This is a genomic window from Streptomyces sp. NPDC056222, assembly GCF_042264065.1.
GTDB lineage: Bacteria > Actinomycetota > Actinomycetes > Streptomycetales > Streptomycetaceae > Streptomyces.
In genome coordinates this window covers 66,263-92,923 of the sequence record NZ_JBHJTL010000024.1, presented here as the reverse complement: position 1 = coordinate 92,923, position 26,661 = coordinate 66,263, and the positions used below count along the sequence as shown (strand labels likewise).

The following is a 26,661-nucleotide window of genomic DNA, read 5'->3' as shown; positions in this document are numbered from 1 at the left end:
GGGGCGCCCCGTTCCCACGATTACCCCACGGAGGTGGGGCCCCCGGGGCGCCCCGGGCCGGGGGCCCCCGACGCATGGACTCGTGGCGGGGGAGAGCGTGTGACGTCAAGGCCCGGAGCGATACACGCCTCACGCGCCCAAGGCCGTGTCCGGCGCAGTCCGCTGCTCTACACGGCACCGATCGTGCTGCTCGTGCTGCTCACCGCCGTCCTCGGCTGGGAGATCGTGCGCGCCAACATGACGGAGGAGGCCAGGACCGACTGGCCCTGGCGGCTGCAACTCCTGGACATGGAGCCGCTGGGCAGCCTGCTCGCGGTCGCCGCGGCCGCGGTTCTGGGCCGGGCGCAGTACGCCCGAACCGTCCGGCCCTACCTCGGGCTGCGGGCCGACTGGGCGAGCGGGAACCTGCGGAGCGGCGCGGACGAGTGGCGGGTAGGACTGCTCAACGGAGGGCAGCACACCGCCGTGATCGAGCGGTACGAGTGCGGGATCGTCCTTCCCGGAGAGTCCGCCCCCGCCTCCTGGACCGATGTCGCCGGCGCGGTGGACGTGCTGACCGCGGCCGGGCTGACCGTCAAGGAGGACTTCCAGATCGTCTCCTTCGGCCGGTTCCCGCTGGTGGGCACGGGAAGTTACGACACCCTGACGGTCGCCTCCTTCTCCCGGCGCTTCGTCGCCGAGGTCGACGCCTTCTACATCCGGGTGCGGGTCGTCGACACGGTGGGCGACAGCCATGAGCGGATCATGAACTGTCTCGAGGGCGCCCGGGCGAGCGGCTACGCGCCGCCGTCCTCCTGAGCCCGCAACCACTCCAGAACACGGGGCAGCGCGTACTGCGCCGCGAAATGACCGGCGTCCGGCTCCAGGACGAGGGTGGATCCGGCGATCCGTGCGGCCAGCCAACGGGTGTGGGACGGCGGCGAGAACGCGTCGTCGAGGCCGTGCCAGAGCAGGACCGGGGTGGTCACGTCGGAGACCTCGAAGCCCCATGGCCGGGTGAAGGCCAGGCAGTCGTCGGTCCAGCCGTGGTGCGAGGTGCCGAGAGCCTCGCGGTAGGTGCGCAGCAGCGTGGCGCGCACGGCGGGGTCGGAGACGATCGGCAGGTCGTGCTCGGACAGCTCGGCCCGCAGGTCCTCGACGAGACCCTCCGGATCCTTCCGGACGGCCGCGGCCCGCGCCGCGAGGTCCTCGTCGAGCAGCTCGGGCGACTCGGTGGCCAGTCCGTACTCGCGGACGTTGAACGGTGTCATGCCGGCGAACCAGTCGAGGCCCGCCGCGTCCCGGGGCGCGATGGTCACCAGCGCAGCGGCCGCCCGGACGCGGCCGGGCAGCAGGGCGGCGCAGGCGAGCGCGTGCGGGGCGCCGCCGGAGCGTCCGACCACGGCGAAGCGTTCGACCCCCAGCGCGTCGGCGACGGCCGCGGCGTCCCGGGCCGCGTCGGCGACCCGGCGGCCGGGAAGCCGCTCCGAGCCGCCGTACCCGGGACGGTCGTAGGCGAAGAACCGGACGTCGGGATGGTGGGTCGCGAGGTCGGGCAGCGCGGTGCCCAGCCGGCTGCCCGGCGTGCCGTGCAGCAGCAGTACGGGGGTGCCCGAGGGGTTCCCCCATTCCTCGGCCATCAGCAGGCGGCCGTCGTCGGTGCGCACATGCTTGCCCATGGCCTCGCAGCGTACTGGCCGGGGCGGCCGCCCGTACCTCGTCTCAGAGGGTGCGGGCGAACTCCAGGCGGTCGGCGAAGTTCACGTACCCCGCTCGCTCGAAGGCCTTCGCCATCGCCACGTTGGCGGCGTCGCAGTCCCCGCGGATCTCGGTGGCGCCCGCGGCGGCCAGGACACGGGTGCCCCGGACCACGACCGAGGTCGCGTATCCCTTGCCGCGGTGGGCCGGTGCGACACCGACGAAGCCGATCACCGGAACGCTGGGGTTCTCGGCGGGCAGGCTGATCACGGCGACGGTGCCGTCCGCGTCGTAGCCGAGCTCCCACCACTCGGGCTCGTGCTTCAGCTCTGCCGTCTCCTCGAAGAGCAGCTCCGCCGCGCGCCGGGCGCCGTGCTGCCGTACGTCCGCCGCGAGCCGGGCGTCCGCGGTGTCCGCGAGCAGCTCCGCCAGGACGGCGACGAAGGGCTCGGGGCCGAGTTCGGCGAGCGAGCGGAAGGTCAGCCGGGGGTCGTCGGCGGGCAGGTCACCGGATCCACCGGGGTTAGGGAGGCTGAACCGGCGCCCGTCGCGGACCGCTTCGTAGCCGGCGTTCCGCAGCAGCTCGCCCCGGCGCTCCGGGTCCCGCTGGAACTGCGGGGCCTGGGCGGGGGAGTCGACGACATGCTCCAGATCCGTCGCGCCCAGCTCCCTCGCCTTGGCGGCCGCCGCGTCGAGCAGCGCGGTCGCGGTCTCCGGCGAGTCCGCCGGAGCCTCGAACAGCACGACGGCGAGCGGGACTTCGTGTCCCGGTATGGTCCACAGCACCACGCTGCCGGTGAGCCGTCCGTCGCCGTCCTCGGCCACCAGACACCATTCGGGCCGGGTGCACGCGTTGTCGAGAAGCTGGGTGAGGTACGCACGGGTGGCGGCGTTGCGCTCGGTGTCACCGGAGTGCTCGACCAGGGCGGGGAGTTCGTCGGGACGGGCGGGGCGAACGAATGTCACAGAGAGCCTTGTCGGTTCGGAGGTGGTCTACCTCGCGAACCTAACCGTCGAGTGGCCGACGGGCCAAGGGATTTCGAGGTCGGGTCGGCCGCCGGCCTCTCACGCGGTGGCCGCGCCGGGCTCCTCGGCCTGCGGCTCCGGCGCGGGCTTGTGCTTCAGCGAGGACATCACCAGCGTGATCGAGCTGCCGACGACGGCCCAGGCGGAGAGCACCAGCAGCGAGCCGGTGACGTCGTTGCCCTTGAAGTACGCGATCGAGCGCGCCACCCAGGTCCCGGCGCCCGGGGGCAGGGCGGGGCCGATCGCGTTCCAGAACGGTGGCAGCATCGGCAGCGGGAAGGCGCCGCCGGCGCTCGGGTTGCCCGCGACCACGATCAGCAGGATCGCGAGACCGATGCCGACGATGCCGAAGACCGACTGCAGGGCCAGGGTCGCCGCGCCGACCGCGAAGACGACGAGGGCGCCCAGGCCCCACAGCGCCGCGACACTGCCCGGCAGGGCGCCGAGGATCGGACCCACGATGACCGCGCCGCCGAGGCCGCCGAGGATCGCGTAGACCGCGAGCACCCCGAGACGGATGATCGCGCGCTCGGGGTTGGCGGGTCGCGCGCCCGAGCTGATGGCGAGGATGGCGGCACAGATGTAGCCGCCGACGCACCAGCCGACGACGAGGTAGAAGGCCGAGAGGCCGTCGAAGTCCTCGGGGGAGGCGGGTGCCACGTCGACGGTCCTGATGGTGCGCTGGTTGGCGCCCTCGAGCCTGGTGAAGAGGGTGTCCAGGGCGGAGGAGAGCACGGTGCCGCCGCCGGAGGCGACGAGCAGGGTGTCGGTGGTCCTGGCCGGGTGCACCACCAGGGCGCCGTCGATCTCCCGGTTCAGGATCTGCTTCCGGGCCTCGGCCTCGTCCGTGACCGTGCGGGGGTCCAGCGGCTCGCCGGGGAGTCCGCCCAGCTGCCGGACGAGCTGGGCGGAGATCTGTGGGGGTGCGACCACACCGAAGGGCACGTCCCTCGGCTTCGGGTTGTGCAGCGCCCCGACGTACGAGGTGATGAACAGCAGCTGGAGGGCGAACACACCGATGACGAGCAGGGCTGCTCGCGGGGTGACGGCACTCTTCAGTTCAGCGGCGAGACTCATGCCCCCACGCTCCGGGGGTGGTGGTGTTTGCGCAGGTGGGATGGTCCGAACGGATGATGTGCGCGGCGTATCGTACGCACGTTCGAAATGAGTTAGGGTGAGAAGGAGGGGGTGGGAACATACGTACGAATCGATGTGGGAGGTGCACATGCCGGGGTTCGCGCATCTGCACACCGCATCGGGTTTCTCCCTGCGCTACGGCGCCTCGCACCCCGAGCGGCTGGCCCAGCGCGCCGCCGAACGGGGCATGGACGTCCTGGCGCTCACGGACCGGGACACGGTCGCGGGCGTGGTCCGCTTCGCGAAGGCCTGCGCGGAGGCGGGGGTGCGCCCTCTGTTCGGCGTGGACCTCGCGATCGCGGATCCGACGCCTGCGCCGGCGGGGCGGGGGCAGGGCGGTGGTGGTCCGCGGGTGTACGCCGTGAACGGGTTCGGCGGCGCGGGGGCGGCCGGGTCCGACGGCTCGGGTGTGCGTGCCGCGAACGGCTCCGGTCCGGCGGGGCGCGCGTCGGACGGGGCCGTCCCGTCCGTCCCGTCAGCCTCCGGCGGCGGCGCGTCCGCCTCCGGGGCGGGAGCGGCCGGGTCCGGCGGTGGCGGAGGATCCGCCCAGGGCTCCGGAGCGGCCGGGTGGCCGGTGCGGGTGGCCGGAACCTCCGCGCGGAGGGTGCCCGTGCGGGGTGGCGCCTTCGTCGACGAGTCCGCGTCCCGTGTCGTCCTCCTCGCCCGCTCCGCGGCCGGCTGGGCCGCGCTCTGCCGAATGATCACCGCCGCTCACACGGAGGGGGAGCAGCCGCGGCTGCCCTGGGACGCCAACCACGGCGACGACCTGACCGTGCTTCTCGGTCCCATGTCCGACGTCGGCCGGGCTCTCGCCGCGGGCCGCCCCGACCGGGCCGCCCGGCTCCTCGTCCCCTGGCGCGAGCGATACGGCGACGCCCTGCGTCTGGAGGCGGTCCACCACGGCCGCTCCAGCACCGGCCCGGGTTCGCTCCGGCTCGCCGCCCGCACCGTCGGCTTCGCCGCCGAGCAGGGTGTCCGCCCGGTCCTCAGCAACGCGGTCCGGTACGCGGACTCCGGCCAGGGCCCCGTCGCCGACGTCCTCGACTCCGCCCGCCGTCTCGTCCCCATCGACCCCCGCAAGGAACTCGACAGCGGCGAGGCCTGGCTGAAGGACGCCGGCGACATGCTGGCCACCGCCGAGCGGATCGTCGAGGCGGCCGGCTTCCGCAGGGACACCGCGCACCGACTGCTCGACCAGACCATGGCGGTCGCCGACGGCTGCGTGGTCGACCCCCAGGACGACCTCGGCATGGGCTCCGCCCACTTTCCCGAGCCGTACCTCGTCGGCGCCGCACACCGCACCGCCCAGCGCGTGCTGGCCTCCCGGGCCTCCGCCGGCATGGTCCTGCGGGGGTACGACCGAGGTCCCGGCCGGCGCGTGTACTGGGACCGGATGCACCGCGAGCTCGACATCATCGCCCACCACGGCTTCGCCACCTACTTCCTGACGGTCGCCCAGGTCGTCGACGACGTGAAGAGCATGGGGATCAGGGTCGCCGCGCGCGGCTCCGGTGCCGGCTCGCTCGTCAACCACCTCCTCGGCATCGCCCACGCCGACCCGGTCGAGCACGGACTCCTCATGGAGCGCTTCCTCTCCAAGAACCGCACCGCACTGCCCGACATCGACATCGACGTGGAGTCCGCCCGCCGTCTGGAGGTCTACCGCGCGATCATGGACCGCTTCGGCACCGAGCGGGTCGCCACCGTCGCCATGCCGGAGACCTATCGGGTCCGCCACGCGGTACGGGACGTGGGCGCCGCCCTCTCCATGGACCCGGCCGAGATCGACCGGATCGCCAAGGCGTTCCCGCACATCCGGGCCCGGGACGCGCTCGCCGCCCTCGACGAACTGCCCGAGCTGCGCGAACTCGCGGGCGAGAAGCAGACGTACGGCAAGCTCTGGGAGCTGGTCGAGGCCCTCGACGCGCTGCCGCGCGGGATCGCCATGCACCCGTGCGGGGTGCTGCTCTCGGACGCCTCGCTGCTCACCCGTACCCCCGTCGTGCCCACCAGCGGCGAGGGATTCCCCATGGCCCAGTTCGACAAGGAGGACGTGGAGGATCTCGGGCTGCTCAAGCTCGACGTCCTCGGGGTGCGGATGCAGTCCGCGATGGCCCATGCCGTCGCGGAGGTGCAGCGGGCCACGGGCGAACGGCTGGACATCGACGACCCGGCGCAGGTGCCGGCCGGCGACCCCGCGACGTACCGGCTCATCCAGTCCACCGAGACCCTCGGCTGCTTCCAGATCGAGTCGCCGGGCCAGCGCGACCTGGTCGGCCGGCTCCAGCCGGCCACCTTCCACGACCTCGTCGTCGACATCTCGCTCTTCCGGCCGGGGCCGGTCGCCGCCGACATGGTCCGCCCGTTCATCGAGGCCCGCCACGGCCGGGCCCCCGTCCGCTACCCGCACCCGGACCTGGAGGGGGCGCTGAGGGAGACGTACGGCGTCGTCGTCTTCCACGAGCAGATCATCGAGATCGTGCGGATCATGACCGGCTGCGGCCGGGGCGAGGCCGACCAGGTCCGGCGCGGGCTCTCGCATCCCGAGTCGCAGGGCCGGATCAAGATCTGGTTCGCCCGGCGGGCCGAGAGACGGGGGTACGACTACGAGGTCATCGCCCGCACCTGGGAGATCGTGGAGGCCTTCGGCTCGTACGGCTTCTGCAAGGCGCACGCGGTCGCCTTCGCCGTCCCCACCTACCAGTCGGCCTGGCTCAAGGCGCACCACCCGGCGGCCTTCTACGCCGGGCTGCTCACCCACGACCCGGGGATGTACCCGAAGCGGCTGCTGCTCGCGGACGCGCGGCGGCGCGGGGTGCCGGTGCTGCCGCTGGATGTGAACCGTTCGGCGGCAGCCCACCGAATCGAACTGGTGTCCGGTCCGCCGCGGCGGTGGGGCCTGCGGCTCGCCCTCGCCGACGTCCACGGCATCAGTGAGGCGGAGAGCGCGCGGATCGAGGCCGGCCAGCCGTACGTCTCGCTGCTCGACTTCTGGGAGCGGTCCCGCCCGCGCAAACCGGTCGCCGAACGGCTGGCGCAGGTCGGCGCGTTGGACGCCTTCGGCGCCAACCGCCGCGATCTGCTCCTGCACCTGACCGAACTCCACCGGGTCCAGCGCGGGGCCGCCTCCTACGGTGGTCAGCTCCCGCTCGCCCAGGGCCGGAAGACCGCTCCCATCGGCCTGCCCGACCTCGACGAGTCGGAGCGGCTCAGCGCCGAGCTGGGCGTCCTCGGCATGGACGCCTCGCGCCACCTCATGGGCGACCACCACGCCTTCCTGCGCGAACTCGGCGTGGTCTCCGCCAAGCGGCTGCGCGAGGCCCCGCACGGGCAGACCGTGCTGGTCGCGGGCGCCAAGGCGGCCACCCAGACCCCGCCGATCCGCTCCGGAAAGCGGGTCATCTTCACCACGCTCGACGACGGTACGGGCCTGGTCGACCTCGCCTTCTTCGACGACTCCCACGAGGCCTGCGCCCACACCGTCTTCCACTCCTGGCTGCTCCTCGTCCGGGGTGTGGTGCAGCGGCGCGGCCCGCGCAGCCTCAGCGTGGTCGGATCCGCGGCCTGGAACCTCGCCGAGCTGGTGGAGCTGCGGGCCACCGGCGGCCTGGACGCGGTGGGCGCACGGCTCGCGGAGCCCACGCCGACGCCCACCGGAAACGGCGACGGCGGCCGCCGGATCACGATGGAGACCGGTTACGAGATGAACGCCTGGGCGGACCTGAAGCCGGCCGGTGAAGGCGCGGCGACGCCGTCAAGGAAGCTGTGGCACCAGAGTCCGGGGAGCGCGGGATGATCCTCTGTGTACGGTTCCGGCTGGAATCCACGGGAGAGGCGCTTCTCCCTCAGCTGGTCGGGCTGCTCGGTGAGTTCACCCCGCTCGTCGAGGCCGCCCCGCCCGACACCCTGCTCGCCGACGTCCGCGGCGCGCTGCGCTACTTCGGCTGGAGCCCGGTCGAACTGGCCTCGGTGGTCCGGGTCAGGGCGCTCGCCCTGTACGGAGTCGACTGCGTCATCGGGGCCGGGTCGAACCCGATGCTGGCCCGGATGGCGGCCCGCGAGGCCCGCCCCGGCGTCACCCTCGTCGTCGAGGACCCGGCCGCCTTCCTGCGGGAACGCCCGGTCGTCGCGCTCGACGGGGTCGGCCGCGCCACCGCCCGTACCCTCTGCGCGTACGGACTCGACTCCATCGGCCGGGTCGCGGACGCGCCGCTCGCCGTGCTCCAGCGGCTCGTCGGCGCGAAGGCCGGCCGCGAGCTGGTGGAGCGGGCCCGGGGGATCGACCGCAGCGCCGTCGTACCGAACGCGCTCTCCTGCTCGATGGCGGCCGAACAGACCTTTTCCCGGGACGAGTTGGACCACTCGGCGCATCGCAGGGCGCTGCTCGCGCTCGCCGGGGAGCTGGGCGCCAGGATGCGTACGGAGAAGCAGGTGTGCCGCTCCCTCGCGGTGACCGTGCGGTACGCGGACCGGTCCACCACCACCCGTACCCGTACGCTGCCCGAGCCGACCGCCCACTCGGCGGCGCTCACCGCGCTGGCGTACGCGATCCATGGTTCGTTCGGGCTGCAGCGGGCCCGGGTGCGGGGGATCGCGCTGCGTGCGGAGGGGCTCGCGCCCGCGGAGGGGGCCGCGCATCAGCTGACCTTCGACCCGGCGGACGAGAAGGCCCGTCGGATCGAGGCGGTGGCGGACCGGGCGCGGGCGAGGTTCGGCCCCGGGGCGATCGTGCCGGGCTCGCTGGCGGCCTGACCTGCACCCGTACGCCCTGCTACTACTCCTTATTGACGAGAAGTCACTTTTTACCGACGCGTAACTTCCCAGTCGAGGCTACCCGTGCGTAGCTTGGCTAGAAGCAGAGCATCCCCACTTGTGGTCCGGACCGCAGGGCTCGCTGCCATCGTTCATCAAAGATTTCCCTTGAGCCGCAAGGAGATCGCACGATGCTGCCCTGGAAACACGCGCTCAGAACCCTCTCGGTCCTCCTGCTGACCGCCGCCGCCACCCTCGCGCCCACCGCATCCGCCCAGGCCGCCGCCGCCCCGAGCCGAGGCTGGAACGACTTCTCCTGCAAGCCCTCCGCCGCCCACCCCCGTCCGGTCGTCCTCGTCCACGGCACCTTCGGCAACTCCGTGGACAACTGGCTGGCCCTCGCGCCCTACCTGGTCAACCGTGGCTACTGCGTCTTCTCGCTCGACTACGGCCAGCTGCCGAACGTGCCGTTCTTCCACGGACTTGGCCCGATCGAGAAGTCGGCCGAGCAGCTCGACGTATACGTCGACAAGGTGCTCGCCGCCACCGGTGCCGCCGAGGCCGACCTCGTCGGCCACTCGCAGGGTGGCATGATGCCGCGCCACTACATCAAGTTCCTCGGCGGGGCCGAGAAGGTCAACGCGCTCGTCGGGATCGCCCCCGACAACCACGGCACGACCCTCCTCGGCCTCACCAAGCTGCTGCCGTACTTCCCGGGTGTCGAGGACTTCATCACCGCGAACACCCCGGGCCTCGCCGACCAGATCGCGGGATCACCGTTCATCACCCGGCTCAACGAGGGCGGGGACACGGTCCCGGGCGTCACCTACACGGTCATCGCGACCAAGTACGACGAGGTCGTCACCCCGTACCGCTCGGGGTTCCTCGACGGTCCGAACGTCACCAACGTCGTCATCCAGGACAAGTGCGCGCTGGACCTCTCGGAGCACGTGGCGATCGGGACGCTGGACCGGATCACGTTCCACGAGGTGACGAACGCTCTCGACCCGGCCCGTGCGACCCCGACCACCTGCGTGTCCGTGATCGGCTGACCGTACGGCGTCAGCGGCTGTGCCGGCCCGCGGGCACGGCCTTGCGGCGGACGGCCGCGAACAGCAGCGAGGCACCGAGCGCCAGGACGGCGGCGCCGCCGACCGCGATGTACGGGGTCGCGGCGTCGCCCCCGGTCTCGGCGAGGCTCTCGCCCGGACCGGAACCGGCGGCGGCGGGCGCGTTGGGCGCGGCCGGCTCCGAGGACGCGGGCGCCGTCGTGGCGGCCGGCGAGGCCGGTGCGGCCGCCGTCGCCTCCGCCCCGGTCTCGGCCTTGTCGTCACCGTGCCCGCCGTGCTCCACGGACGACTTGTCCTCCCCGTCCTCGATCTCCTCGTCGGTCGGCGCGGACGCCGTCGGGGCCGGGGCGCCGCCCGTGTTGCCGTTGTCCTTCCCGAACACGACGTCGGAGCAGGTGTAGAACGCCTCGGGGGAATCGGAACGCTGCCAGATCGAGTAGATCAGGTGGCGGCCGGACTTGTTGGGAACGGTGCCGTCGAAGACGTAGTCGCCGTTCTCCATCCGCGGGTCGGTCACCGTCGCGAACGGCTTCGCCTCCAGGTCCGCCCACGTCAGCGGCTTCGAGGGGTCGTAGCCGTCCTTGGTGACGTACAGCTCGAAGGAACCCTTGTGCGGGGCGGTCCCCTTGTAGCGGAAGGTGCGCTTGCCGGAGGCGAGCGTGCTCGCCGGCCAGTCGCCGCGGGCCAGGTCGAGCCCGCGGTACTTGTCGTTGCCGGCGCTGCACAGCTTGCCGTCCGGGATCAGCTCGCGGTGCTTCCCGGCGGCGTTGGCGATGTTCACCGCGTTCCAGTCGTAGAACGCCTGCGTCCCACTGGCCGCGACCGCCGCCTTGCACGCCGCCGACTTCGGACTCTCCGGCCCCTCGGCGTAACAGGCCGAGACCCGGCTCACCGGGTCGGTCATCGACCCGTGCGCGGAGGCCGGCGCGGCGGCGAGCCCGGCGAGCGCGATCGGCGCGACACCGAGGGCGAGAACGGTGGCGGCCGTACGGCGGCGAGAGGTCATGGGGGGACAACTCCTTCACGAGGGTGGTGTGGGGTTGCCCAGCAAGCTAGCCGCCGAGAAGGCCGAAAAGGCCGGTGGAGAGGGCGAGGAGGCGATCCTTAGGGCGCCTTTAAGGCGGAGGTAAGAAGGGGCTGAGGAAGCCGCCGGTGTCCTGCGTCGAGGCGCTGGTGGGACCGGCGTTTCCCGCCCGTGGCGTCCGGCCGGCGACGTGTTCGTCGGCTCCCTGTGCGGCTCCCGTGGGGAGCCGCATCCGACTGTCAGGGCAGGTGCGACAGCAGCAGTTCGGTGAGACGTTCGGGCGTACGGAGTGGCAGGTAGTGGTCGGCGTCCGGGATCGTCTCGCCGCGGGCGCCGGGGATGTCGGTGACAAGTCGTTCGGCGATCACCGCGATCTCCGGGTGGTCGTGGTGGCCGTGGACGACCAGCGTCGGCGCGGTGATGTCCCCGAGGTGGGGTTCGGCATCACGGCCCGTGGAGACAACGCAGTGCTGTTCGCTCACAACGCGCCGCTCGGCGTTCGCGGCGACCATCGTCTCGATGAGTTCTCCTCCGGGAGCCGTACGGCCCATGGCAGCCCAGATCGTCAGCTCCAGCTCGGCCAGGGTGGCCGTCTCCCGCTCGCGCCGGGCCATGGCGTAGGCCGACAACTCAGGGCTTTGCGGCCAGACGTGACCGCTGACCGAGGCACCGACCAGGGCCAGGGCGGTGACGCGCTCCGGATGGGCGAGGACGAAGTCCAGCGCGGTCTCCCCGCCCATGCTCAACCCGACCAGCGCGGCTTGACGAAGGCCGAAGTGGTCGAGGACGGCGCGCAGATCCTCGACGTCGCTGAACGGCTTGCCCGGAGATGTGGAGCCTCCCAGCCCGCGGGCGTCGTAACGGATCACGTCGTGGTGGCGGGCCAGCTCGGGAACGACGGCGTCCCACAGGCGGGAGTCCATGCCGGCGCCGTGCAGGAGCACGACCGGGCTTCCGGCGCCGCTGCGCTCAGCCCGAAGTCGACCGCCGTCGGGAGTGGGAATGCGGACCTGCGGGGAGTCGGTTGTCACGCTGCGATCATTTCAGAGCGTTCGAAGAGCCGGCCATGTTCGAAGCGGACGCCGGCCGGACGATCCCGCCCGGCACGGAGCCGCGTCCAGCCGTCGGCGTCGACCGCGGTGGCAACGGGCGCCTTCCCGGCGCCGATCGGAGGACGGATGACCGACGACACCCCCCTTTTCCGGGAGGGCCTGCGGGCGCTTCCGAGGAGCTGGGGGCACTGGCCCGACGAGGAGACCCCCGAGCGGTGGGCCCTGGTCCGTGGCGTCCTGGAGGCCGGGCTGCCGCCCGCACGGCTCGACGAGCCGGAGCCGCGCATCCATCTCAAGGACAAGTTCTTCGCGGACGACGAGTACCCGCCCGACGACTGGTACTGCAACGAGATCCTGCACGAACTCGTGAAGGACCTGCCCCGTATCACCGTCGGACAGCTGGCCGAGGTCGAGGCCGCCTGCGCCGCCGACGGCCTCGACACCACTGACTTCCCGCAGGCATGGACGTGGCGGATCGTCGGCCGGCTCGTCGAACCCGCGCTGAACTGGTGCGGCATCGCCGACGACATCGACGCCCTCGACCCCTGGTTCCCGGAGCTCGCCGCGCTCTACATCCGCCGGCAGATGGCCGTCGAGCGGGCCACCCTCTCCCTCCTCGCCGTCCGCGAACTCCCCAGCGCCCGCGCCGCGCTCACCGCTCTCGCCGTCGACGAGGACGTCGACGAGGAGACCCGTGAGTGGATCGCCCGGCGACTTCAGGAGGACGAGGCCCCGGCCTGAGCCCGGCGCGCGCTACCCCAGCCGTCGGTAGCGCCGCTCCGGGCGGCCCGTGCCTCCGTACCGCAAGGTGATCTCCGCGCGGCCCGTCTCCGCGAAGTACTCCAGATAGCGGCGCGCGCTGACCCGGGAGAGCGATCCCGCCTCCGCGCACTCCGTCGCCGACAGACCCTCCGGGTGCGCGCGCAGGATGCCGTCCACCAGTTCCGCCGTGTGCGCTGCGAGGCCCTTCGGGAGTTCGCGCGAGCCCGGCGGGCGGGTCCCGAAGATCTGGTCCACGTCCTCCTGGCGGGCCTCGTCGAGCGCGTCCAGGCGCGTGCGCAGCGAGGCCACGTGCCGCAGCTGCTCCTGCAGGGCGGCCTGATTGAACGGCTTGATCAGATAGTGCAGCGCCCCCGCCCGCAGCGCCGAGCGGATCATGGCGGCGTCCCGTGCCGCCGTGATGAACAGGGCGTCGACCGCGAGACCCGCCCCGCGCAGCTCGCGCAGGACCGAGATGCCGTCCATGTCGGGCAGGAAGATGTCGAGCAGCACCAGATCCGGACGCAGCCGGTCGGCCAGACGCAGCGCGTCCGCGCCGCTGTGCGCGACCCCGACGACGGAGAAACCGTCCACGGCCGCCACATAACGGCTGTGCAGCTTCGCGACCATGAAGTCGTCGTCCACCACCAGCACCTTTGTCACCCCGACACGCTAGGTCGCGACCACAAGGACCACAACGTCCGTTGATTGCGGAAGAGAGACAGCTTCTTAACGCGCAGGCAACATGTGGGCCACTTCACATCCCCTATCGAGAGGCGGCACACGTGCGTCTGCGCACCCCCCTCGCCCTGCTCGGGGCCGCGCTGCTGGTGTTGGTGGGGCCGCCCCTGCTCTCCACCGGCGGCGGCTCCGACACCGGCACCCAGATACCGGGCCTGCGGTTCATGGTTCCCAACACACCCGGCGGCGGATACGACATCACCGCCCGCACCGCGGCCAAGAACGCCGAGGACGCCGGCCTCACCACCGACATCGAGGTCTTCAACCTGCCCGGCGCCGGCGGCACCGTCGGGCTGACCCGGCTCGTCGGCGAGCACGGCAACGGCCGGCTCGCCATGTCCATGGGCCTCGGCGTCGTCGGAGCCGTCCACACCAACAAGACCCCGAAGACACTCGCCGACACCACTCCGATCGCCCGGCTCACCATGGAGCAGGACATCGTCGTGGTCGGCAAGAACTCCCCGTACAAGACCATCCAGGACCTCCTCGCCGCCTGGAAGGAGGCCCCCGGGAAGCTGCCCGTCGGCGGCGGCTCCTCGCCCGGCGGACCCGACCATCTCGCCCCCATGCTGATGGCCCAGGCCGCCGGCATCGCGCCGAAGAGCGTCAACTACATCCCCTTCGACGGCGGCGGCGAGCTCCTCGCCTCCATCCTCGGCAACAAGGTCGCCTTCGGCGTCTCGGGCGTCGGCGAGTACCTCGACCAGATCGAGTCCGGCGAACTGCGCCTCCTCGCCGTCACCGGCGCCGAGCGGATCCCCGGCCTGGACGCCCCCACCCTGCGCGAGGCCGGACTCGACACCGAGTTCATCAACTGGCGGGGGATCGTCGCCCCGCCCGGCCTCTCCGACGCCGAGCGCGACAAGCTCGTCGGCCTGGTGAAGCAGCTGCACGACTCCCCGGAGTGGCGCGAGTCGCTGAAGAAGAACAACTGGAACGACGCCTTCCTGCCCGGTGAGGAGTTCGGCACCTTCCTCACCGAGCAGGACGAGCGGGTCGGCTCGGTACTGAAGGAGCTCGGACTGTGACCAACACAGCGACGACCAAGGAGACGACGAAGGCGACCACGGAGAAGAAGTCCTGGCTGCGCGAGCACTCCGAGCTCGGCGTCGGCCTCCTCCTCTTCGCCATCGGCGTCCTCGTCCTCACCGACGCCCTCACCATGACCGTCGACATCGCCCAGCGCGGCCCCGTCGGCCCCAAGACCGTCCCGGTCCTCGTCGGCGCCGGCCTGCTCGTCGTCGCCGTCCTCCTCGCGATCGACGTCCTGCGCGGCGGCCGCGGCGAGTCCGAGGGCGGCGAGGACATCGACCTCTCCGAGCCCAGCGACTGGCGTACGGTCCTGCTCCTCGCCGGAGTCTTCCTCGCCTTCGCCGTCCTCATCGGACCGGTCGGCTTCCCCGTCTCCGGAGCCCTCCTCTTCTGGGGCGCGGCCTACGCCCTCGGCAGCCGCCACCTTCACCGCGACCCGCTGATCGCCGCCGGACTCTCCCTCCTCACCTACGTCGTCTTCAACAACCTGCTCGGAGTTCCGCTGCCCGGCGGCCCGCTGATGGGAGTGCTCTGACCCATGGACTCACTGAACTCCCTGATCGACGGCTTCGGTACGGCCCTCACCCCGATCAACCTGCTCTGGGCCGCGATCGGCGTGCTTCTCGGCACCGCCATCGGCGTTCTGCCCGGCATCGGCCCCGCCATGGCGGTCGCGCTGCTGCTGCCGGTGACGTACGGACTCGAACCGACCGGCGCCTTCATCATGTTCGCCGGCATCTACTACGGAGCCATGTTCGGCGGCTCCACCACCTCGATCCTGCTCAACACCCCCGGCGAGAGCGCTGCCGTCGTCGCCGCCATGGAGGGCAACCCCATGGCCAAGGCGGGCCGCGGCGCACAGGCGCTCGCGGCAGCCGCCATCGGCCACTTCGCCGGCGGCATGATCGGCACGCTCCTGCTCGTCGCCCTCGCCCCGACCGTCGCCGCGCTCGCCGTCGACATCGGCGCACCCGACTACTTCGCCATCATGGTCCTCGCGTTCATCGCGGTGACCTCCGTCCTCGGCTCCTCCCGCATCCGCGGGCTCGCCTCGCTCCTCATCGGCCTCACCCTCGGCCTGGTCGGCCTCGACCAGATGACCGGCCAGCAGCGCCTCACCTTCGGCTCGCTCCAGCTCGCCGACGGCATCGACGTCGTGATCGTCGCGGTCGGCCTCTTCGCCATCGGCGAGGCCCTGTGGGTCGCCGCCCATCTGCGCCGCACCGCGGGGGAGGCCATCCCGGTCGGACGTCCGTGGCTCGGCAAGGACGATGTGCGGCGCACCTGGAAGTCCTGGCTGCGCGGCCCCGTCATCGGCTTCCCGTTCGGCGCCATCCCGGCCGGCGGGGCGGAGATCCCGACCTTCCTGTCGTACGTCACCGAGAAGCGGCTCTCCAAGCACAAGGACCAGTTCGGCAAGGGTGCCATCGAGGGCGTCGCGGGACCCGAGTCCGCCGCCTCCGCCTCGGCCGCGGGCACCCTCGTCTCCATGCTGACCCTGGGCCTGCCGACGACGGCCGTCGCCGCCGTCATGCTCGCCGCCTTCCAGCAGTACGGCATCCAGCCCGGCCCGCTGCTCTTCGAGCGCGAACCCGACCTGGTCTGGGGCCTGATCGCCTCGCTCTTCGTCGGCATGGTCCTGCTGCTCGCGCTCAACCTGCCGCTCGCGCCCGTCTGGGCCAAGCTGCTCCGCATCCCGCGTCCGTACCTCTACGCCGGCATCCTCTTCTTCGCCGCCGTCGGCGCGTACGCGGTGGGCGGCGAGGCGCTCGACCTGGTCCTTCTGCTGATCATCGGCCTGATCGGCTTCGGCATGCGGCGCTACGGCCTGCCGGTCCTGCCCGCCGTGATCGGCGTCATCCTCGGCCCGGCCGCCGAACAGCAGCTGCGCCGCGCCCTGCAGATCAGCGACGGGTCGCTCACGGGGCTGGTCGACACGCCGTTCTCGGTGACCGTGTACGCCGTCATCGCCGTCCTCCTTGCCTGGCCCCTGTTGAAGAAGGTGATCATCCGCCGGCGTTAACGTGTCGGCATGACACAGGACATCCGGCTCGCTGCCCAGAGCGACGTTCCCCGGGTGAAGGCCGTGACCGACGCGGCCTATCACCACTACATCGAACGGATCGGCGTCGTGCCGGCCCCGATGGAGGCGGACCACGCGGCGGACGTGGCCGCGGGGAGGGTGTTCGTCGCCGGCGACCCGGTGGTCGGTCTCGTGGTCCTCAGGACCGAGGCCGACCACCTGTTTCTCGACAACATCGCCGTCCACCCCGACGCACAGGGCACGGGCCTCGGCCGCCGTCTGCTCGCCTTCGTGGAGTCCCGCGCCCGCGAACTCGGACTCCCCGAGGTGCGGCTGCTCACCAACGCGATGATGTGGGAGAACCAGAAGATGTACGAGCGGTACGGCTACGAGGTCGTCGAACGGAGGCTGGACGGCCCGTACGACCGTATTCATTACCGCAAGCACTTCAACTCGCCCCCGATAGGGTGAGTTTCGGACAGTGGGCGGCTTGATCCGATATCCCTGGCGGGCGACACCACCCCCCACCCCCGAAGGGACATCCCCGATGCGACTCCGCCTCGCCCTCGCCGCCGGCATCCTGCTGGTCGCCGCCGCCGCGCCCGCCGCCCACGCCGGCCCCGGCGACGAGCTCTCCGTCGCCGGCCACGGAACCGTCGCCGACGACGGCACGGTCACCGTCTCCGGCACGTACCGCTGTCTCGACGACAGCTCCGGTCCGGTCTTCGTGAGCAGCACACTCGTCCAGGAGGGACGCTCCGCCGGGATCGGCGGCACCCGTGCCGTCTGCGACGGCCTGGAGCACACCTGGTCCAACACGGCCGTCGTGAAGGAGCCCGGCTACCGCGCGGGGGACGCCCGGGTGAAGGCCACCCTGATGCAGCTCACGGCCACCGGCCCGCTGGGCGTTCCGCTGCCCGGCTTCCTCGCCGTGAAGGACTCGGACGTCACCCTGCGCTGAGCAGGGCGACCAGGCCCTCCCTGCCACGGACCTCGAGCTCGTCGAGGGCCGCGACCGCGCAGGCCGCCGCCTCCGGGTCGGAGGCGGCCAGGCCGCTCGCCTCGAACTCGTCCTCGTCGAGCCGCAGCACCTCGCTGCCGTCCGCCGACACCCACAGATCCAGGTCCAGGTCCTCGACCACGACCTCGGCGCCGTCGATCACGGCCGGCCGGGTCACATCGCAGTACCAGCCCTTGAGCGTCCCGTCGGAGGAACGGACCTCCTTCACCGCGTACCAGCGGTCCCGCCAGTAGTGCTCCACGAACATGTCACCCGGCTCGAACCGTACGAAGCCGAAGTCCCGCACCCCCTCGGCCGCCCACGGAGCGCGGACCGACAGCCGGGTGCCGGCGTCGGTGAGGACCTCGGCGGGATAGCGGATCTTCGTGCGGCCCGCCTTCACGAGCACAACCTCAACCGAGCGTGCGGGCATGACGTACCTCCGTTGCGCAGATTTCGTAGCCGAACCACTTGTTGATCGCCAGCATCGGCTCGTTGCCGGCGTCGTTCCCGGTGAACGCCTCCGTGCATCCGGCCGCTCGCGCCCGGTGCAGGGAGAGGTTCTTGGCGAGTTTGGCCAGCCCGCGCCCGCGGAAGGCCGGGTCGGTGCCGGTCATCCCGGTGCTGTATCGCCCCTGCCCGTCGGTCTGCGCGGCGCTGAACGCGACGGGGCGGCCGTCGACGACCGCGACCGTGGTCAGCTCCGGGTCGAACAGCGGGTGGTTCCACGTGGTCGACAGCCAGTGCTCGTAGTCCGTCAGCTCGGCGCCGACGTCGCCGGGCTCGTCGGCCGTGGTCAGCGCGTCGAGCACGAAGAGCGGACGGGGATCGGCGGCGAACTCGGCGGCGCTCCGCAGCTCGACACCGGCCGGCGGCTCCTGGAGCGGCGGCAGGCCGGCGGTCAGGTCGAGGCGGAGGAAGTGCGCGGAACGGCGGGCGGCGTACCCGTGCCGCTCGGCGAAGGCACGGAACCCCGGCTCGTCGAGCACCCAGCTGTAGAGCACCGTCGCGCCGTGCTGCGCGAGATGCTCCTCGGAGGCCCGCACCAGCAGCGTGCCGGCACCGAGACCCCGCTTCTCCGGGTGGACGTAGACGTTGACCGATCCGACCCCGGCCTCGGGCGCGTCGTGCGCGATACGGAGCTGGGACGTGCCGACGATCTCACCGTCGATCTCGGCGACCAGCGGACGCGCGTGCGCTTCGGGATGGGAGTGGATCCAGTCGAAGGCCACCTGGGCGGCGTTCGCCAGCATGAACGGGACGGCAGCGCGCCGTACGCGGGCGAATCCCTCGGCGTCCTCAGGTCGTACATCACGGACGATCACAGTCATGGTGTCGCACGGTACGGGCCGAAGTGGCGCGGCCGCCTCCCCTTTTTTCCCGGGGCGGGGGCAGAATCGGGCCGTGACATTGCGAATTACCGTGGACACGGACTCGTCGACCGCCCCGTACGAACAACTGCGCGACCAGATCGCGAAGCGCGCCCGCTCCGGTGCCCTGCCAGTCGGCTACAAGCTGCCGACGGTACGTGGTCTGGCGGAGGAGCTGGGTCTCGCGGCGAACACGGTCGCCAAGGCGTACAAGTCGCTGGAGGCGGACGGGGTGATCGAGACGCGCGGCCGCAACGGCACGTTCGTCGCGGCGGCGGGCGACGCGGCGGAGCGCCTGGCGGCGAGCGCGGCCGCGACGTACGCGACGGAGGCGAGGCGTCTGGGCCTGACCCGCGAGGCGGCGGCCTCGGCGGTGACGGACGCGCTTCGGGCGGCGTACGGGAGTTGATCCCGCACCCCGCCCCTACAGGTACAAGCCCGCTTCGGGGGTGCGGGAGTCCGGGATGGCCGCGGGGGAGGTGCCGCGGCGGAGCGCGAAGAGCTCGGCCAGCGTCGCGCCCTCGCGACCCACGCCCTCCTCCGTACCCAGCCACCCCACCGCCTCGCGACGCGTCAACCCGCCCACCTCGATTCGCGCCAGGCACCGCCCCGGGCGGACCACCGCCGGGTGCAGCCGCTCCAGGTCCTCGTTGGTCGTGACGCCGACGAGGACGTTGCGCCCCTGGCCCAGCAGCCCGTCCGTCAGGTTCAGGAGCCGGGACAGCGCCTGGCCCGCCGTGTGCTTCGCCTCGCCGCGGATCAGCTCGTCGCAGTCCTCCAGGAGCAGCAGCCGCCACCGCCCCTTCGCCGTGCCCTCGTCCTCACCGATCGCGATGTCCATCAGATAGCCGACGTCGTTGAAGAGCCGCTCCGGGTCCAGGACGCAGTCCACCTGGCACCAGTCCCGCCACGACCGGGCGAGCGTGCGCAGCGCGGACGTCTTGCCCGTTCCCGGCGGCCCGTGGAGCAGCAGCAGCCGCCCCGCGATGTCGTCCGGGGTGACCTTCATCAGCCGGTCCATCGCCTCGGCGACCGGCGCCGTGTAGTTGGGCCGGATCTCCTCCCACGTCCCCGCACTGATCTGACGGGTCGTACGGTGCGGGCCGCGCCGCGGCGACACGTACCAGAAGCCCATCGTCACGTTCTCGGGCTGTGGCTCGGGCTCGTCCTTCGCCCCGTCCGTCGCCTCCTTGAGGACCTTCTCCGCCAGCTCCGCCCCGGTCGCCGTGACGGTGACGTCCGCGCCCCGGTTCCAGCGGGAGATCAGCAGGGTCCAGCCCTCGCCCTCGGCGAGCACCGCGCTGCGGTCGTCGTCCTTGGCGGCGCGCAGCACCTTCGCCCCGGCCGGCAGGAGCGTCGCGGCTGGCTTCACCCGGTCCAGGGTGGTGCTGTGGGAGTGCGGCTGCTCGCCGGTCGCGAAGCGGCCGAGGAACAGCGCGTCGACGACGTCGGCGGGTGAGTCGCTGTCGTCGACGTTGAGTCGCATCGGCAGCGCTCGCTGCGGCTCGGACGGCGGCATGGTGGCAGACATGACGGCCATGATCCGGCAATCGGGCATTCCGTGCACGGTGTTTTGAACGGGACGATCCCACGGGTCGCGGCGGTGGCGGCCACCGCGACCCTCGGGGTCAGATCGCCTGCCGACCGGCCGCCCGCAGCGCCCCCCGCGCCCTGCGTACCACCGCGTACCCCTTGGTCAGCGCCCGGTCCGCGGCGAAGGTGCGCCCGATCGCCCGGCCCTCCACAAGCCGCTCGAACTCCTCGATGCCGGTGGACCGCCGGACGGTCACCCGCGCCAGGGCGTACGGCCCCTGAGCGCGCCGCGCCGTCGCGTTGCCGACCGCCAGGGCCTGGGCGTAGCCGGCCGCCCGGACCGTCCGCCGGACGCGCCGGTTGGAGTACCCGTACGGGTAGGCGAACGACACCGGAGCCTTCCCCAGCTCCTCGCGGACGATCTCCTTGCAGCGCAGGGTCTCGTACCAGAGCCGCCGGTCGTCGACCTGGTCGAGCTGCGGATGCGTGTGGGTGTGGCCGCCGATCTCCGTACCGGCGGCGGCCAGTTCACGGACCTGGTCCCAGTCGAGCATGGTGTCCAGGGCCCCGCCCTCGTCGTACGCTCCGCGCAGCCAGCCCGTGGAGACGAAGAGCGTCGAGGCGAAGCCGTGTTTGGCCAGCGCCGGCAGGGCGTGCCGGTGCACCCCCTCGTAACCGTCGTCGAAGGTGATCAGGACCGGGCGCGCGGGCAGGGCTCCGCCCGTGCGCCAGGCCGTGGCCAGGTCGGTGGTGGTGAGCGGGGTGAGACCCTGGTCGGCCACCACCGCCATCTGCTCGGCGAACGCCTCGGGCGAGACGGACAGCCGGTGCGTCGCCGGAGCGGGCCGGGGGTCCACCGCGTGGTACATCAGGATCGGTACGGGTTCGGTCACGCGGCCGCCTCCGATGCCGAGTCCGACCACGTCGGGATCGGGCCCGAGGAGAACGTCGCCCCGCCCCGGCGCACCCGCAGCGCGCCCTGTACGAACCCGCCGGCCGCCACCACGACGCCCGCCACGATCGCGCCCGCCCGGCCCGCGCCGCCGGGGCGGCCGAGCACGGCGTCACGCAGTCCGCGCACGACGCCCGCGGGCAACACCCGGGTGGTGTACCGCCGTTCGGCCTCCAGGCCCTCGTTCGCGCCGACGCTCCTGGAGACCAGCGCCTTGGAGATCCCCTCGGCATACGTCCGGCTGCGGAAGTAGCCGAATCGCTCGCGGGCGGCCGGGACCTTGTGGTGGATGACGGACCGGTCGTCGATCAGCAGCACCGCCTCGGGGAGTGCCTGGGAGAGCCGGATGCACAGCTCCGTCTCCTCACAGCCCAGCGGTCGCTTGTCGCCGTCCCGTCCGATGCCGGTGGCGAAGCCGCCCGCGACGTCGAAGGCCGTACGCCGGAAGGAGGCGTTTCCTCCCAGCACATTGCGTACCTGGACCAGTCCCGGCGGCAGACCCCGGTACGTGCAGCCGACGACCCAGTCGAACTCCTCGGGGAACCAGACCGGCCGCCTTCCCGAAGCCCAGGCGGGCAGGGTCCGGCCGCCGACGGCCATCACGTCCGGGTCCTCGTACCCCGCGGCGAAGTACCGCAGCCAGTCCCGCTCGGCGACGGCGTCGTCGTCGAGGAAGGCCACGAACTCGCCGCGGGACGCGGAGATTCCGGTGTTGCGGCCGGAGGAGAGGCCGCGGGGGCCCGCGTTCGCGAGCACCCGCACCTCCTCACGTACCGCCTCGTCCTTGAACTCCTCGGTCAGCCGGGCCAGGAGCTGCTCGTTGTGGTCGACGACGAGCAGGGTCTCCAGCGCCGGATGCGACTGCCTCCGTACGGAGTCGACCGCCGCGAGGATGTCCTCCCAGCGCTCCTCCGTGTAGACGCAGATCACGACCGAGAACCGGCGGTCGCTCAAGACGCCTCTCCTCGGGGGATGTTGACGGAGAACGCGGTGGGCCGGCGGCGCGCCGCACGTCTCACGCCCTTCTCCTTGAGGATGACCTTGAGGACCCGGATGCCGTCGCGGACGGCGTTGAGGTTGCTGACGCCGTGGATGCGCAGATACTCGTGGCTCGGCACCTCCTGGACCTTCAGCCCGGCCTTGACGACCCGGATGTTGATGAGGGTCTCGATCTCGAAGCCGGTGCAGTCCAGGGTGATCTCGTCGAGGCAGCGGCGCCAGAAGGCGTTGTACCCGTAGCAGAGATCGGTGTAGCGGGCGCCGAACTTCCGGTTGACCAGGGCGCACAGCGCCCAGTTGCCGAGCCGGCGGACCGGCGTCATGTCGTCCGTGCCGCCGCCGTTGGCGAAGCGGGATCCCTTGGCGAAGTCGGCGCCGCCGACCAGGGCGGAGACGTAGGAGACGATCTCCTGGCCGTCCGCCGAGCCGTCCGCGTCGACCATCACGATGATGTCGCCGGTGCAGGCGGCGAATCCGCTGATGAGGGCGTCCCCCTTGCCCTTGCCGACCTGCTTGACGACCTTGACGTCGGGCCACAATTCACGGGCGACCCGAACGGTGTCGTCGGTGGAGTTCCCGTCGACGAGAACGACTTCGTGGATCCAGTCCGGAAGCGTCTTGAAGACGTAGGGAAGATTTTCCGCTTCGTTCATCGCGGGGATGACGACACTCACCGGCGGCGTGATCGCCAAATGCGAGGTGATCGCCTTGTATTGAGCGGCTATCAGGCTCTGGTCCGCGGAATCATGGCCGGTGACGGCCGGGCGCAGGAATGAGCTCATGGCTGGTGTTTCCCTCTCGTCCGGTGGACCGCCCGCCCCCGGGCTGTCCGGTGGTCTGTCCGGTTCGAAAGGGGGGTCCTCACCCCGGCCGCACGGCAGCAATCGCCATATGGCATGGGTGAGTTGGCATCTCAAGCCGCGCGGCACGCGACTCGGCGACACACCTGTGTGCGCCGAGCACAGCACCCCCCTACCGCGCCCCGCTCCGGGACCATCGCGACGCTAGAGCCCTCCCCTGAGCCGCTTTGCCGATGGACCGATGCGGGTGAGATGTACGACGGTATTGATGAATGCGACTGTATGGCAAGTCCTGGATCGACGACTCCCGTTTCTGCTAATTGGCGAGCCTTCGGCGGTCAGATACGGAACCGTCCCGATCGGATTTTCACAATCCGTTTGCCCAATGTTGCCATTGGGGTTGAAAGAAACTTCTGAGTAATGCCGTGCGAATTCATTTGGGGTCGCGTTCGACTGTTCGCGGCGGCCGGCTCCACATGATCCATCAGCTGGCTTGATTTCGACGGTCCCTGACGAGGGGTCGGCAACTTCTCGCCAAGGATTCTTGGCATGGACACTTCCAGTGAGCCGGATGCGCTGCTACTACCAAGTAACGCAGTGATCCTGCTACAGGGAGGTTCCATGAAACTGTCCCGATTCGCGGCTTTCTCGTCCTCACTGATGCTCGGCGCCGTCCTCGCCCTGACCGGGGCGGGAGCCGCGCAGGCCGCCGAAACCGCAGCGCTCGACTACGTGGCGCTCGGAGACTCGTACTCCTCCGGTGTGGGCGCCGGGAGCTACGACAGCGCCAGCGGCGACTGCAAGCGCTCCACCAAGGCTTTTCCCGTCCTCTGGAAGAACGCGAACGCACCCTCGTCGTTCGCCTTCACGGCTTGCTCGGGCGCCCGAACGGGTGATGTCACGAGCGGGCAGCTCGGACCTCTCTCCACCGCCACCGACCTGGTCTCTCTCACGATCGGCGGCAATGACGCCGGCTTCGCGGACGTCATGACCACCTGCGTCCTCCAGTCGGAATCGTCCTGCATCAACCGTGTGAATCAGGCCAAGGGCTACGTCGACACCACCCTGCCCGGGAAGCTCGACGCGGTGTATTCGGCCATCGCGGCCAAGGCCCCGAACGCCCGGGTCGTCGTTCTCGGCTATCCGCGCTTCTACAAGCTCGGCGGCGGCTGCGTCGCCGGGCTGAGCGAGAACGAGCGCCGCGCCATCAACGACGCGGCCGACTATCTCAACGCGGCCACCGCCAAGCGCGCGGCCGACCACGGCTACACCTTCGCCAGCGTCGTTCCCTCGTTCACCGGGCACGAGATCTGCTCCGGCTCGGCGTGGCTGCACAGCGTCAACTGGCTCAACATCGGGGAGTCGTACCACCCCACCGCCGCCGGACAGTCCGGCGGCTACCTGCCCAGCTTCAGGGCTGTGGCGTAGCTGACCCGCTCGGGGAGGTGGCCCCGTCCGTCGGGGTCGCCTGCTCACAGGTCACCGAGAACTCCACCCAGTTCGAGCGCTTCTCGACCGGGGAGCGCACCTCGAGCCGGATGCGGTCGCGACGGGTCTCGTCCGCCCGGTACGTCAGTTCGGTGTGCTCGACCCGCTTCTCCCGGGGGCCGTCCGCGGCGAACTCCAGTGTCTCCCAGTCCGTCGCCGAGGTCTCACCGCTCTCCGTCGCCCAGCGGTACTCCACCGAGACGGGCGTGCGCCCCACGGTGAGCACCCCCGCGAACGCGGGGGCCGAGGTCTCCGGCGGCGGACAGGCCCCGCTGTAGCTGTCGCGCACCGCCCGCACATGCACCAACAGGGTCTGCGCCGGTGGCGGCGTGGTCTGCGTCGTGGGCGGGCTGCTCGGGGCGGTCGTGGTGGGGCGGTTCGAGGGGGTCGCCGGTGAACTCGTCACCGGGGCGCTGCTCGTCGGTGCGCCGCCCGGGTCCTTGTCGTCGTCCTGGTTCCGCAGCAGCGCGTACGTCAGTCCGCCCACGGCCAGCAGCAGAAGGGCGACCCCGGCGGCGAGCACCGTACCGGCCCGGCTCGGGCGGTCCTGGGGCGGTGCCCCGCCCGTGGGTCGGTCAGGGAGCGGGCCGTGCGGAAGGGGCAGGGGCGGCGTCGGCCCGGTGGACCCGGTCGGGCTGCCCTGGGCGTGCGGCTCCGGGGGTGCGGGTACGGACCGCACCGGCCCCGAACGAGGCGTGCCGCCCGCCGCAACCAGTCTCAACTCTCCCTCCGCCTCGGCGGATTGGAGTCGCTCCTGCGGATCCTTGCGGAGCAGTCCCTCGATCACGGGGGTCAGCGGGCCGGCTCTGTGGGGTGGTGGCAGCTCCTCGTCCACGACGGCCCGCAGGGTGCTCAGCGGTGTGTCCTGACGGAACGGCGAGTGGCCCTCCACCGCCGCGTAGAGGAGCACGCCGAGCGACCACAGGTCCGACGCGGGCCCCGGGGTGCGGCCCAACGCCCGCTCAGGGGCGAGGAATTCCGGCGAGCCGACCAGCTCGCCGGTCATCGTGAGGTTGGAGGTCCCCTCCACCGCCGCGATGCCGAAGTCGGTGAGGACCACCCGGCCGTCGTTGGCGAGCAGCACGTTGCCCGGCTTCACGTCCCGGTGCAGCACCCCGGCCTCGTGTGCGGCGCGCAGTGCGGCCAGGACGTCGGCTCCGATGCCCGCGGCGCGCTGCGGGGTCATGGGGCCCTCCGCGTCGAGGACGTCGGAGAGGGTCAGCCCGCGGATCAGCTCCATCACGATCCAGGGCCGGCCGTCCTCGGTGGCCACGTCGTACACCGTCACCACGTTGCGGTGCGAGATCCGGGCTGCCGCCCACGCCTCCCGCTCCAGGCGGGCGTAGAGCCGCCGCTCGTCGTCCCCCGCCAGCCCGGCCGGGGCGCGGACCTCCTTGACGGCGACGTCGCGGGCCAGGACCTCGTCCCTGGCCCGCCAGACGGTGCCCATGCCCCCCTGGCCCAGGACGTCGAGGAGTCGGTACCGCCCCGCGATCACGGTCATGGCGTGTCCCCGTCCGTCGTCCACCGGTGGAACATTCCTGCCCCCGCCCCGGCCACTTCGAACACCGCGCCCCGAGCCCGAGGTGATCTTGGTGGTGGAGATCACACACCGTCGGACGACCACGGCCGACGGGCTTGCGTGCAGGATGGTTCATGACGGTTCGCCAGGTGTTCGAGCGCTGTCCAACTCGCCCTGGAATCAGATGGATTCGGACAGTAATCGTCAACCCCCGTACGAGTGCGGTGAATCCTGCCGCCGGGATACACGAGTGTCACAGCGGGGCGATAGGGTTAACCTGCCCGGGCTGGGTGCCCTCGTTAGGGTGGGGAGTGACATGGAACAGATAGCAATGCGCAGCAGGCCGCGAGTGCCTGCCATCACATGCGGGAGCAGTGCGACCAGTTCGCGACTCGACCGTCATCTCGCGGTGCTCGGCGGTCCCGTCGTGCCACAGCGCGACGCGGCCGAGGCGACACTGCTGATGCGGGAGCTGACGTCGCGTGACGTCGCGCACAGCCGCCGTAGCAAGAGCGCGCGCGTCTCGCTCTTCGCCCCCCTGCGCAGACTGCGGCGCTCGCTCTTCGGCAGCCGCGGCTAGCCGGCGTTCCTTCGGGGTCGTGGGCAACCGATCCGCAGGGCTGGGATCCCCCTGGGGGTACCTCCCGGGCGAAGCCCCGGGGGAGAAGTCCTAGGTGGTCACACCCCCGACGGCGGCTGCCCCA

26 protein-coding genes are annotated in these 26,661 nt (G+C 71.6%); 13 read left to right on the top strand and 13 right to left on the bottom strand.

Annotated features, from left to right (window positions below):
- The first annotated feature begins 99 nt into the window (after positions 1–99).
- Positions 100–798: a hypothetical protein gene (locus tag ACFC0D_RS14585; protein WP_376434771.1), complete on the top strand. Its 699-nt coding sequence runs from the start codon at positions 100–102 to the stop codon at positions 796–798.
- Here ACFC0D_RS14585 and ACFC0D_RS14580 read toward each other — a convergent pair.
- The 3 genes from ACFC0D_RS14580 to ACFC0D_RS14570 all read right to left on the bottom strand — a co-directional run bounded on the left by ACFC0D_RS14580 (position 777) and on the right by ACFC0D_RS14570 (position 3,780).
- A complete protein-coding gene (locus ACFC0D_RS14580) occupies positions 777–1,658 on the bottom strand; it encodes an alpha/beta fold hydrolase (protein ID WP_376434769.1) in 882 nt (293 codons plus the stop codon). The two genes, ACFC0D_RS14585 and ACFC0D_RS14580, sit on opposite strands and share 22 nt — an antisense overlap.
- A gap of 43 nt (positions 1,659–1,701) precedes the next feature.
- Complete coding sequence (locus ACFC0D_RS14575) at positions 1,702–2,643, bottom strand: GNAT family N-acetyltransferase (RefSeq protein WP_376434767.1); 942 nt, start codon at positions 2,641–2,643, stop codon at positions 1,702–1,704.
- 99 nt (positions 2,644–2,742) lie between these two features.
- Positions 2,743–3,780: a DUF3533 domain-containing protein gene (locus tag ACFC0D_RS14570; protein ID WP_376434765.1), complete on the bottom strand. Its 1,038-nt coding sequence runs from the start codon at positions 3,778–3,780 to the stop codon at positions 2,743–2,745.
- Between the two features lie 148 nt (positions 3,781–3,928).
- On the opposite strand from ACFC0D_RS14570, the gene ACFC0D_RS14565 reads away from it, so the two are divergent.
- The 3 genes from ACFC0D_RS14565 to ACFC0D_RS14555 all read left to right on the top strand — a co-directional run bounded on the left by ACFC0D_RS14565 (position 3,929) and on the right by ACFC0D_RS14555 (position 9,644).
- Complete coding sequence (locus ACFC0D_RS14565; protein WP_376434763.1) at positions 3,929–7,636, top strand: DNA polymerase III subunit alpha; 3,708 nt, start codon at positions 3,929–3,931, stop codon at positions 7,634–7,636.
- Positions 7,633–8,592 (top strand): hypothetical protein, encoded by a 960-nt coding sequence (locus ACFC0D_RS14560; RefSeq protein ID WP_376434761.1) that lies wholly within the window; start codon positions 7,633–7,635, stop codon positions 8,590–8,592. The genes ACFC0D_RS14565 and ACFC0D_RS14560 overlap by 4 nt, the downstream gene beginning before the upstream one ends.
- 191 nt (positions 8,593–8,783) lie before the next feature.
- Positions 8,784–9,644, top strand: coding sequence for an esterase/lipase family protein (locus ACFC0D_RS14555; RefSeq protein WP_376434759.1), 861 nt, complete (start codon positions 8,784–8,786; stop codon positions 9,642–9,644).
- Between the two features lie 10 nt (positions 9,645–9,654).
- Here the strand turns inward: ACFC0D_RS14555 and ACFC0D_RS14550 are convergent, their stop codons facing one another.
- Both ACFC0D_RS14550 and ACFC0D_RS14545 read right to left on the bottom strand, forming a co-directional pair.
- Positions 9,655–10,668, bottom strand: a complete 1,014-nt coding sequence (locus ACFC0D_RS14550; protein WP_376434757.1) for a lytic polysaccharide monooxygenase — start codon at positions 10,666–10,668, stop codon at positions 9,655–9,657.
- A 257-nt stretch (positions 10,669–10,925) separates the two neighbouring features.
- Entirely contained in the window at positions 10,926–11,717 is a 792-nt protein-coding gene (locus ACFC0D_RS14545; RefSeq protein WP_376434755.1) for an alpha/beta fold hydrolase, read from the bottom strand.
- 147 nt (positions 11,718–11,864) lie between these two features.
- On the opposite strand from ACFC0D_RS14545, the gene ACFC0D_RS14540 reads away from it, so the two are divergent.
- A complete protein-coding gene (locus ACFC0D_RS14540) occupies positions 11,865–12,479 on the top strand; it encodes a hypothetical protein (protein ID WP_376434753.1) in 615 nt (204 codons plus the stop codon).
- 12 nt (positions 12,480–12,491) lie between these two features.
- Here the strand turns inward: ACFC0D_RS14540 and ACFC0D_RS14535 are convergent, their stop codons facing one another.
- A complete protein-coding gene (locus tag ACFC0D_RS14535) occupies positions 12,492–13,160 on the bottom strand; it encodes a response regulator (protein WP_376434751.1) in 669 nt (222 codons plus the stop codon).
- A 122-nt stretch (positions 13,161–13,282) separates the two neighbouring features.
- Here ACFC0D_RS14535 and ACFC0D_RS14530 point away from each other — a divergent pair, with 122 nt between their 5' ends.
- From ACFC0D_RS14530 to ACFC0D_RS14510, 5 genes are all read left to right on the top strand, one after another.
- Complete coding sequence (locus tag ACFC0D_RS14530) at positions 13,283–14,266, top strand: Bug family tripartite tricarboxylate transporter substrate binding protein (protein ID WP_376434749.1); 984 nt, start codon at positions 13,283–13,285, stop codon at positions 14,264–14,266.
- Positions 14,263–14,805, top strand: coding sequence for a tripartite tricarboxylate transporter TctB family protein (locus ACFC0D_RS14525; RefSeq protein WP_376434747.1), 543 nt, complete (start codon positions 14,263–14,265; stop codon positions 14,803–14,805). Before ACFC0D_RS14530 ends, ACFC0D_RS14525 begins: the two co-directional genes overlap by 4 nt.
- A 3-nt stretch (positions 14,806–14,808) precedes the next feature.
- A complete protein-coding gene (locus tag ACFC0D_RS14520; protein WP_376434745.1) occupies positions 14,809–16,293 on the top strand; it encodes a tripartite tricarboxylate transporter permease in 1,485 nt (494 codons plus the stop codon).
- A gap of 9 nt (positions 16,294–16,302) precedes the next feature.
- Positions 16,303–16,764, top strand: coding sequence for a GNAT family N-acetyltransferase (locus tag ACFC0D_RS14515; protein ID WP_376434743.1), 462 nt, complete (start codon positions 16,303–16,305; stop codon positions 16,762–16,764).
- Between the two features lie 76 nt (positions 16,765–16,840).
- Complete coding sequence (locus ACFC0D_RS14510) at positions 16,841–17,254, top strand: DUF6299 family protein (protein WP_376434740.1); 414 nt, start codon at positions 16,841–16,843, stop codon at positions 17,252–17,254.
- Here ACFC0D_RS14510 and ACFC0D_RS14505 read toward each other — a convergent pair.
- Both ACFC0D_RS14505 and ACFC0D_RS14500 read right to left on the bottom strand, forming a co-directional pair.
- Complete coding sequence (locus ACFC0D_RS14505) at positions 17,241–17,726, bottom strand: DUF402 domain-containing protein (protein ID WP_376434738.1); 486 nt, start codon at positions 17,724–17,726, stop codon at positions 17,241–17,243. The genes ACFC0D_RS14510 and ACFC0D_RS14505 overlap by 14 nt on opposite strands.
- Complete coding sequence (locus tag ACFC0D_RS14500) at positions 17,707–18,624, bottom strand: GNAT family N-acetyltransferase (RefSeq protein ID WP_376434736.1); 918 nt, start codon at positions 18,622–18,624, stop codon at positions 17,707–17,709. The genes ACFC0D_RS14505 and ACFC0D_RS14500 overlap by 20 nt, the downstream gene beginning before the upstream one ends.
- 73 nt (positions 18,625–18,697) lie before the next feature.
- Between ACFC0D_RS14500 and ACFC0D_RS14495 the strand changes: the two genes are divergently transcribed.
- Entirely contained in the window at positions 18,698–19,072 is a 375-nt protein-coding gene (locus ACFC0D_RS14495) for a GntR family transcriptional regulator (RefSeq protein ID WP_376434734.1), read from the top strand.
- 15 nt (positions 19,073–19,087) lie between these two features.
- On the opposite strand, the gene ACFC0D_RS14490 is transcribed toward ACFC0D_RS14495, so the two are convergent.
- The 4 genes from ACFC0D_RS14490 to ACFC0D_RS14475 form a co-directional block, all read right to left on the bottom strand.
- Entirely contained in the window at positions 19,088–20,194 is a 1,107-nt protein-coding gene (locus tag ACFC0D_RS14490) for a DUF5925 domain-containing protein (protein ID WP_376434732.1), read from the bottom strand.
- A gap of 97 nt (positions 20,195–20,291) precedes the next feature.
- A complete protein-coding gene (locus ACFC0D_RS14485) occupies positions 20,292–21,065 on the bottom strand; it encodes a polysaccharide deacetylase family protein (protein ID WP_376434781.1) in 774 nt (257 codons plus the stop codon).
- Between the two features lie 20 nt (positions 21,066–21,085).
- Entirely contained in the window at positions 21,086–22,102 is a 1,017-nt protein-coding gene (locus ACFC0D_RS14480; RefSeq protein WP_376434730.1) for a glycosyltransferase family 2 protein, read from the bottom strand.
- Entirely contained in the window at positions 22,099–22,929 is an 831-nt protein-coding gene (locus tag ACFC0D_RS14475) for a glycosyltransferase family 2 protein (RefSeq protein WP_376434728.1), read from the bottom strand. Before ACFC0D_RS14475 ends, ACFC0D_RS14480 begins: the two co-directional genes overlap by 4 nt.
- Before the next feature lie 639 nt (positions 22,930–23,568).
- Between ACFC0D_RS14475 and ACFC0D_RS14470 the strand changes: the two genes are divergently transcribed.
- Positions 23,569–24,375, top strand: a complete 807-nt coding sequence (locus ACFC0D_RS14470; RefSeq protein ID WP_376434726.1) for an SGNH/GDSL hydrolase family protein — start codon at positions 23,569–23,571, stop codon at positions 24,373–24,375.
- Here ACFC0D_RS14470 and ACFC0D_RS14465 read toward each other — a convergent pair.
- Positions 24,359–25,939, bottom strand: coding sequence for a serine/threonine-protein kinase (locus ACFC0D_RS14465; RefSeq protein ID WP_376434724.1), 1,581 nt, complete (start codon positions 25,937–25,939; stop codon positions 24,359–24,361). The two genes, ACFC0D_RS14470 and ACFC0D_RS14465, sit on opposite strands and share 17 nt — an antisense overlap.
- A gap of 334 nt (positions 25,940–26,273) precedes the next feature.
- Between ACFC0D_RS14465 and ACFC0D_RS14460 the strand changes: the two genes are divergently transcribed.
- The gene (locus ACFC0D_RS14460) at positions 26,274–26,537 is read left to right on the top strand and encodes a hypothetical protein (RefSeq protein WP_376434722.1); all 264 of its coding nucleotides are present in this window, start codon (positions 26,274–26,276) and stop codon (positions 26,535–26,537) included.
- The last annotated feature ends 124 nt before the right edge of the window (positions 26,538–26,661 follow it).

What these genes read in the sequence shown, in the direction of transcription:
- ACFC0D_RS14580 (WP_376434769.1), bottom strand. Translation starts at nt 1,658, where the DNA reads ATGGGCAAGCATGTGCGCACCGACGACGGCCGCCTGCTGATGGCCGAG.
- ACFC0D_RS14570 (WP_376434765.1), bottom strand. Translation starts at nt 3,780, where the DNA reads ATGAGTCTCGCCGCTGAACTGAAGAGTGCCGTCACCCCGCGAGCAGCC.
- ACFC0D_RS14565 (WP_376434763.1), top strand. Translation starts at nt 3,929, where the DNA reads ATGCCGGGGTTCGCGCATCTGCACACCGCATCGGGTTTCTCCCTGCGC.
- ACFC0D_RS14560 (WP_376434761.1), top strand. Translation starts at nt 7,633, where the DNA reads ATGATCCTCTGTGTACGGTTCCGGCTGGAATCCACGGGAGAGGCGCTT.
- ACFC0D_RS14555 (WP_376434759.1), top strand. Translation starts at nt 8,784, where the DNA reads ATGCTGCCCTGGAAACACGCGCTCAGAACCCTCTCGGTCCTCCTGCTG.
- ACFC0D_RS14550 (WP_376434757.1), bottom strand. Translation starts at nt 10,668, where the DNA reads ATGACCTCTCGCCGCCGTACGGCCGCCACCGTTCTCGCCCTCGGTGTC.
- ACFC0D_RS14540 (WP_376434753.1), top strand. Translation starts at nt 11,865, where the DNA reads ATGACCGACGACACCCCCCTTTTCCGGGAGGGCCTGCGGGCGCTTCCG.
- ACFC0D_RS14520 (WP_376434745.1), top strand. Translation starts at nt 14,809, where the DNA reads ATGGACTCACTGAACTCCCTGATCGACGGCTTCGGTACGGCCCTCACC.
- ACFC0D_RS14515 (WP_376434743.1), top strand. Translation starts at nt 16,303, where the DNA reads ATGACACAGGACATCCGGCTCGCTGCCCAGAGCGACGTTCCCCGGGTG.
- ACFC0D_RS14510 (WP_376434740.1), top strand. Translation starts at nt 16,841, where the DNA reads ATGCGACTCCGCCTCGCCCTCGCCGCCGGCATCCTGCTGGTCGCCGCC.
- ACFC0D_RS14505 (WP_376434738.1), bottom strand. Translation starts at nt 17,726, where the DNA reads ATGCCCGCACGCTCGGTTGAGGTTGTGCTCGTGAAGGCGGGCCGCACG.
- ACFC0D_RS14500 (WP_376434736.1), bottom strand. Translation starts at nt 18,624, where the DNA reads ATGACTGTGATCGTCCGTGATGTACGACCTGAGGACGCCGAGGGATTC.
- ACFC0D_RS14490 (WP_376434732.1), bottom strand. Translation starts at nt 20,194, where the DNA reads ATGTCTGCCACCATGCCGCCGTCCGAGCCGCAGCGAGCGCTGCCGATG.
- ACFC0D_RS14485 (WP_376434781.1), bottom strand. Translation starts at nt 21,065, where the DNA reads ATGTACCACGCGGTGGACCCCCGGCCCGCTCCGGCGACGCACCGGCTG.
- ACFC0D_RS14475 (WP_376434728.1), bottom strand. Translation starts at nt 22,929, where the DNA reads ATGAGCTCATTCCTGCGCCCGGCCGTCACCGGCCATGATTCCGCGGAC.
- ACFC0D_RS14470 (WP_376434726.1), top strand. Translation starts at nt 23,569, where the DNA reads ATGAAACTGTCCCGATTCGCGGCTTTCTCGTCCTCACTGATGCTCGGC.
- ACFC0D_RS14465 (WP_376434724.1), bottom strand. Translation starts at nt 25,939, where the DNA reads ATGACCGTGATCGCGGGGCGGTACCGACTCCTCGACGTCCTGGGCCAG.
- ACFC0D_RS14460 (WP_376434722.1), top strand. Translation starts at nt 26,274, where the DNA reads ATGGAACAGATAGCAATGCGCAGCAGGCCGCGAGTGCCTGCCATCACA.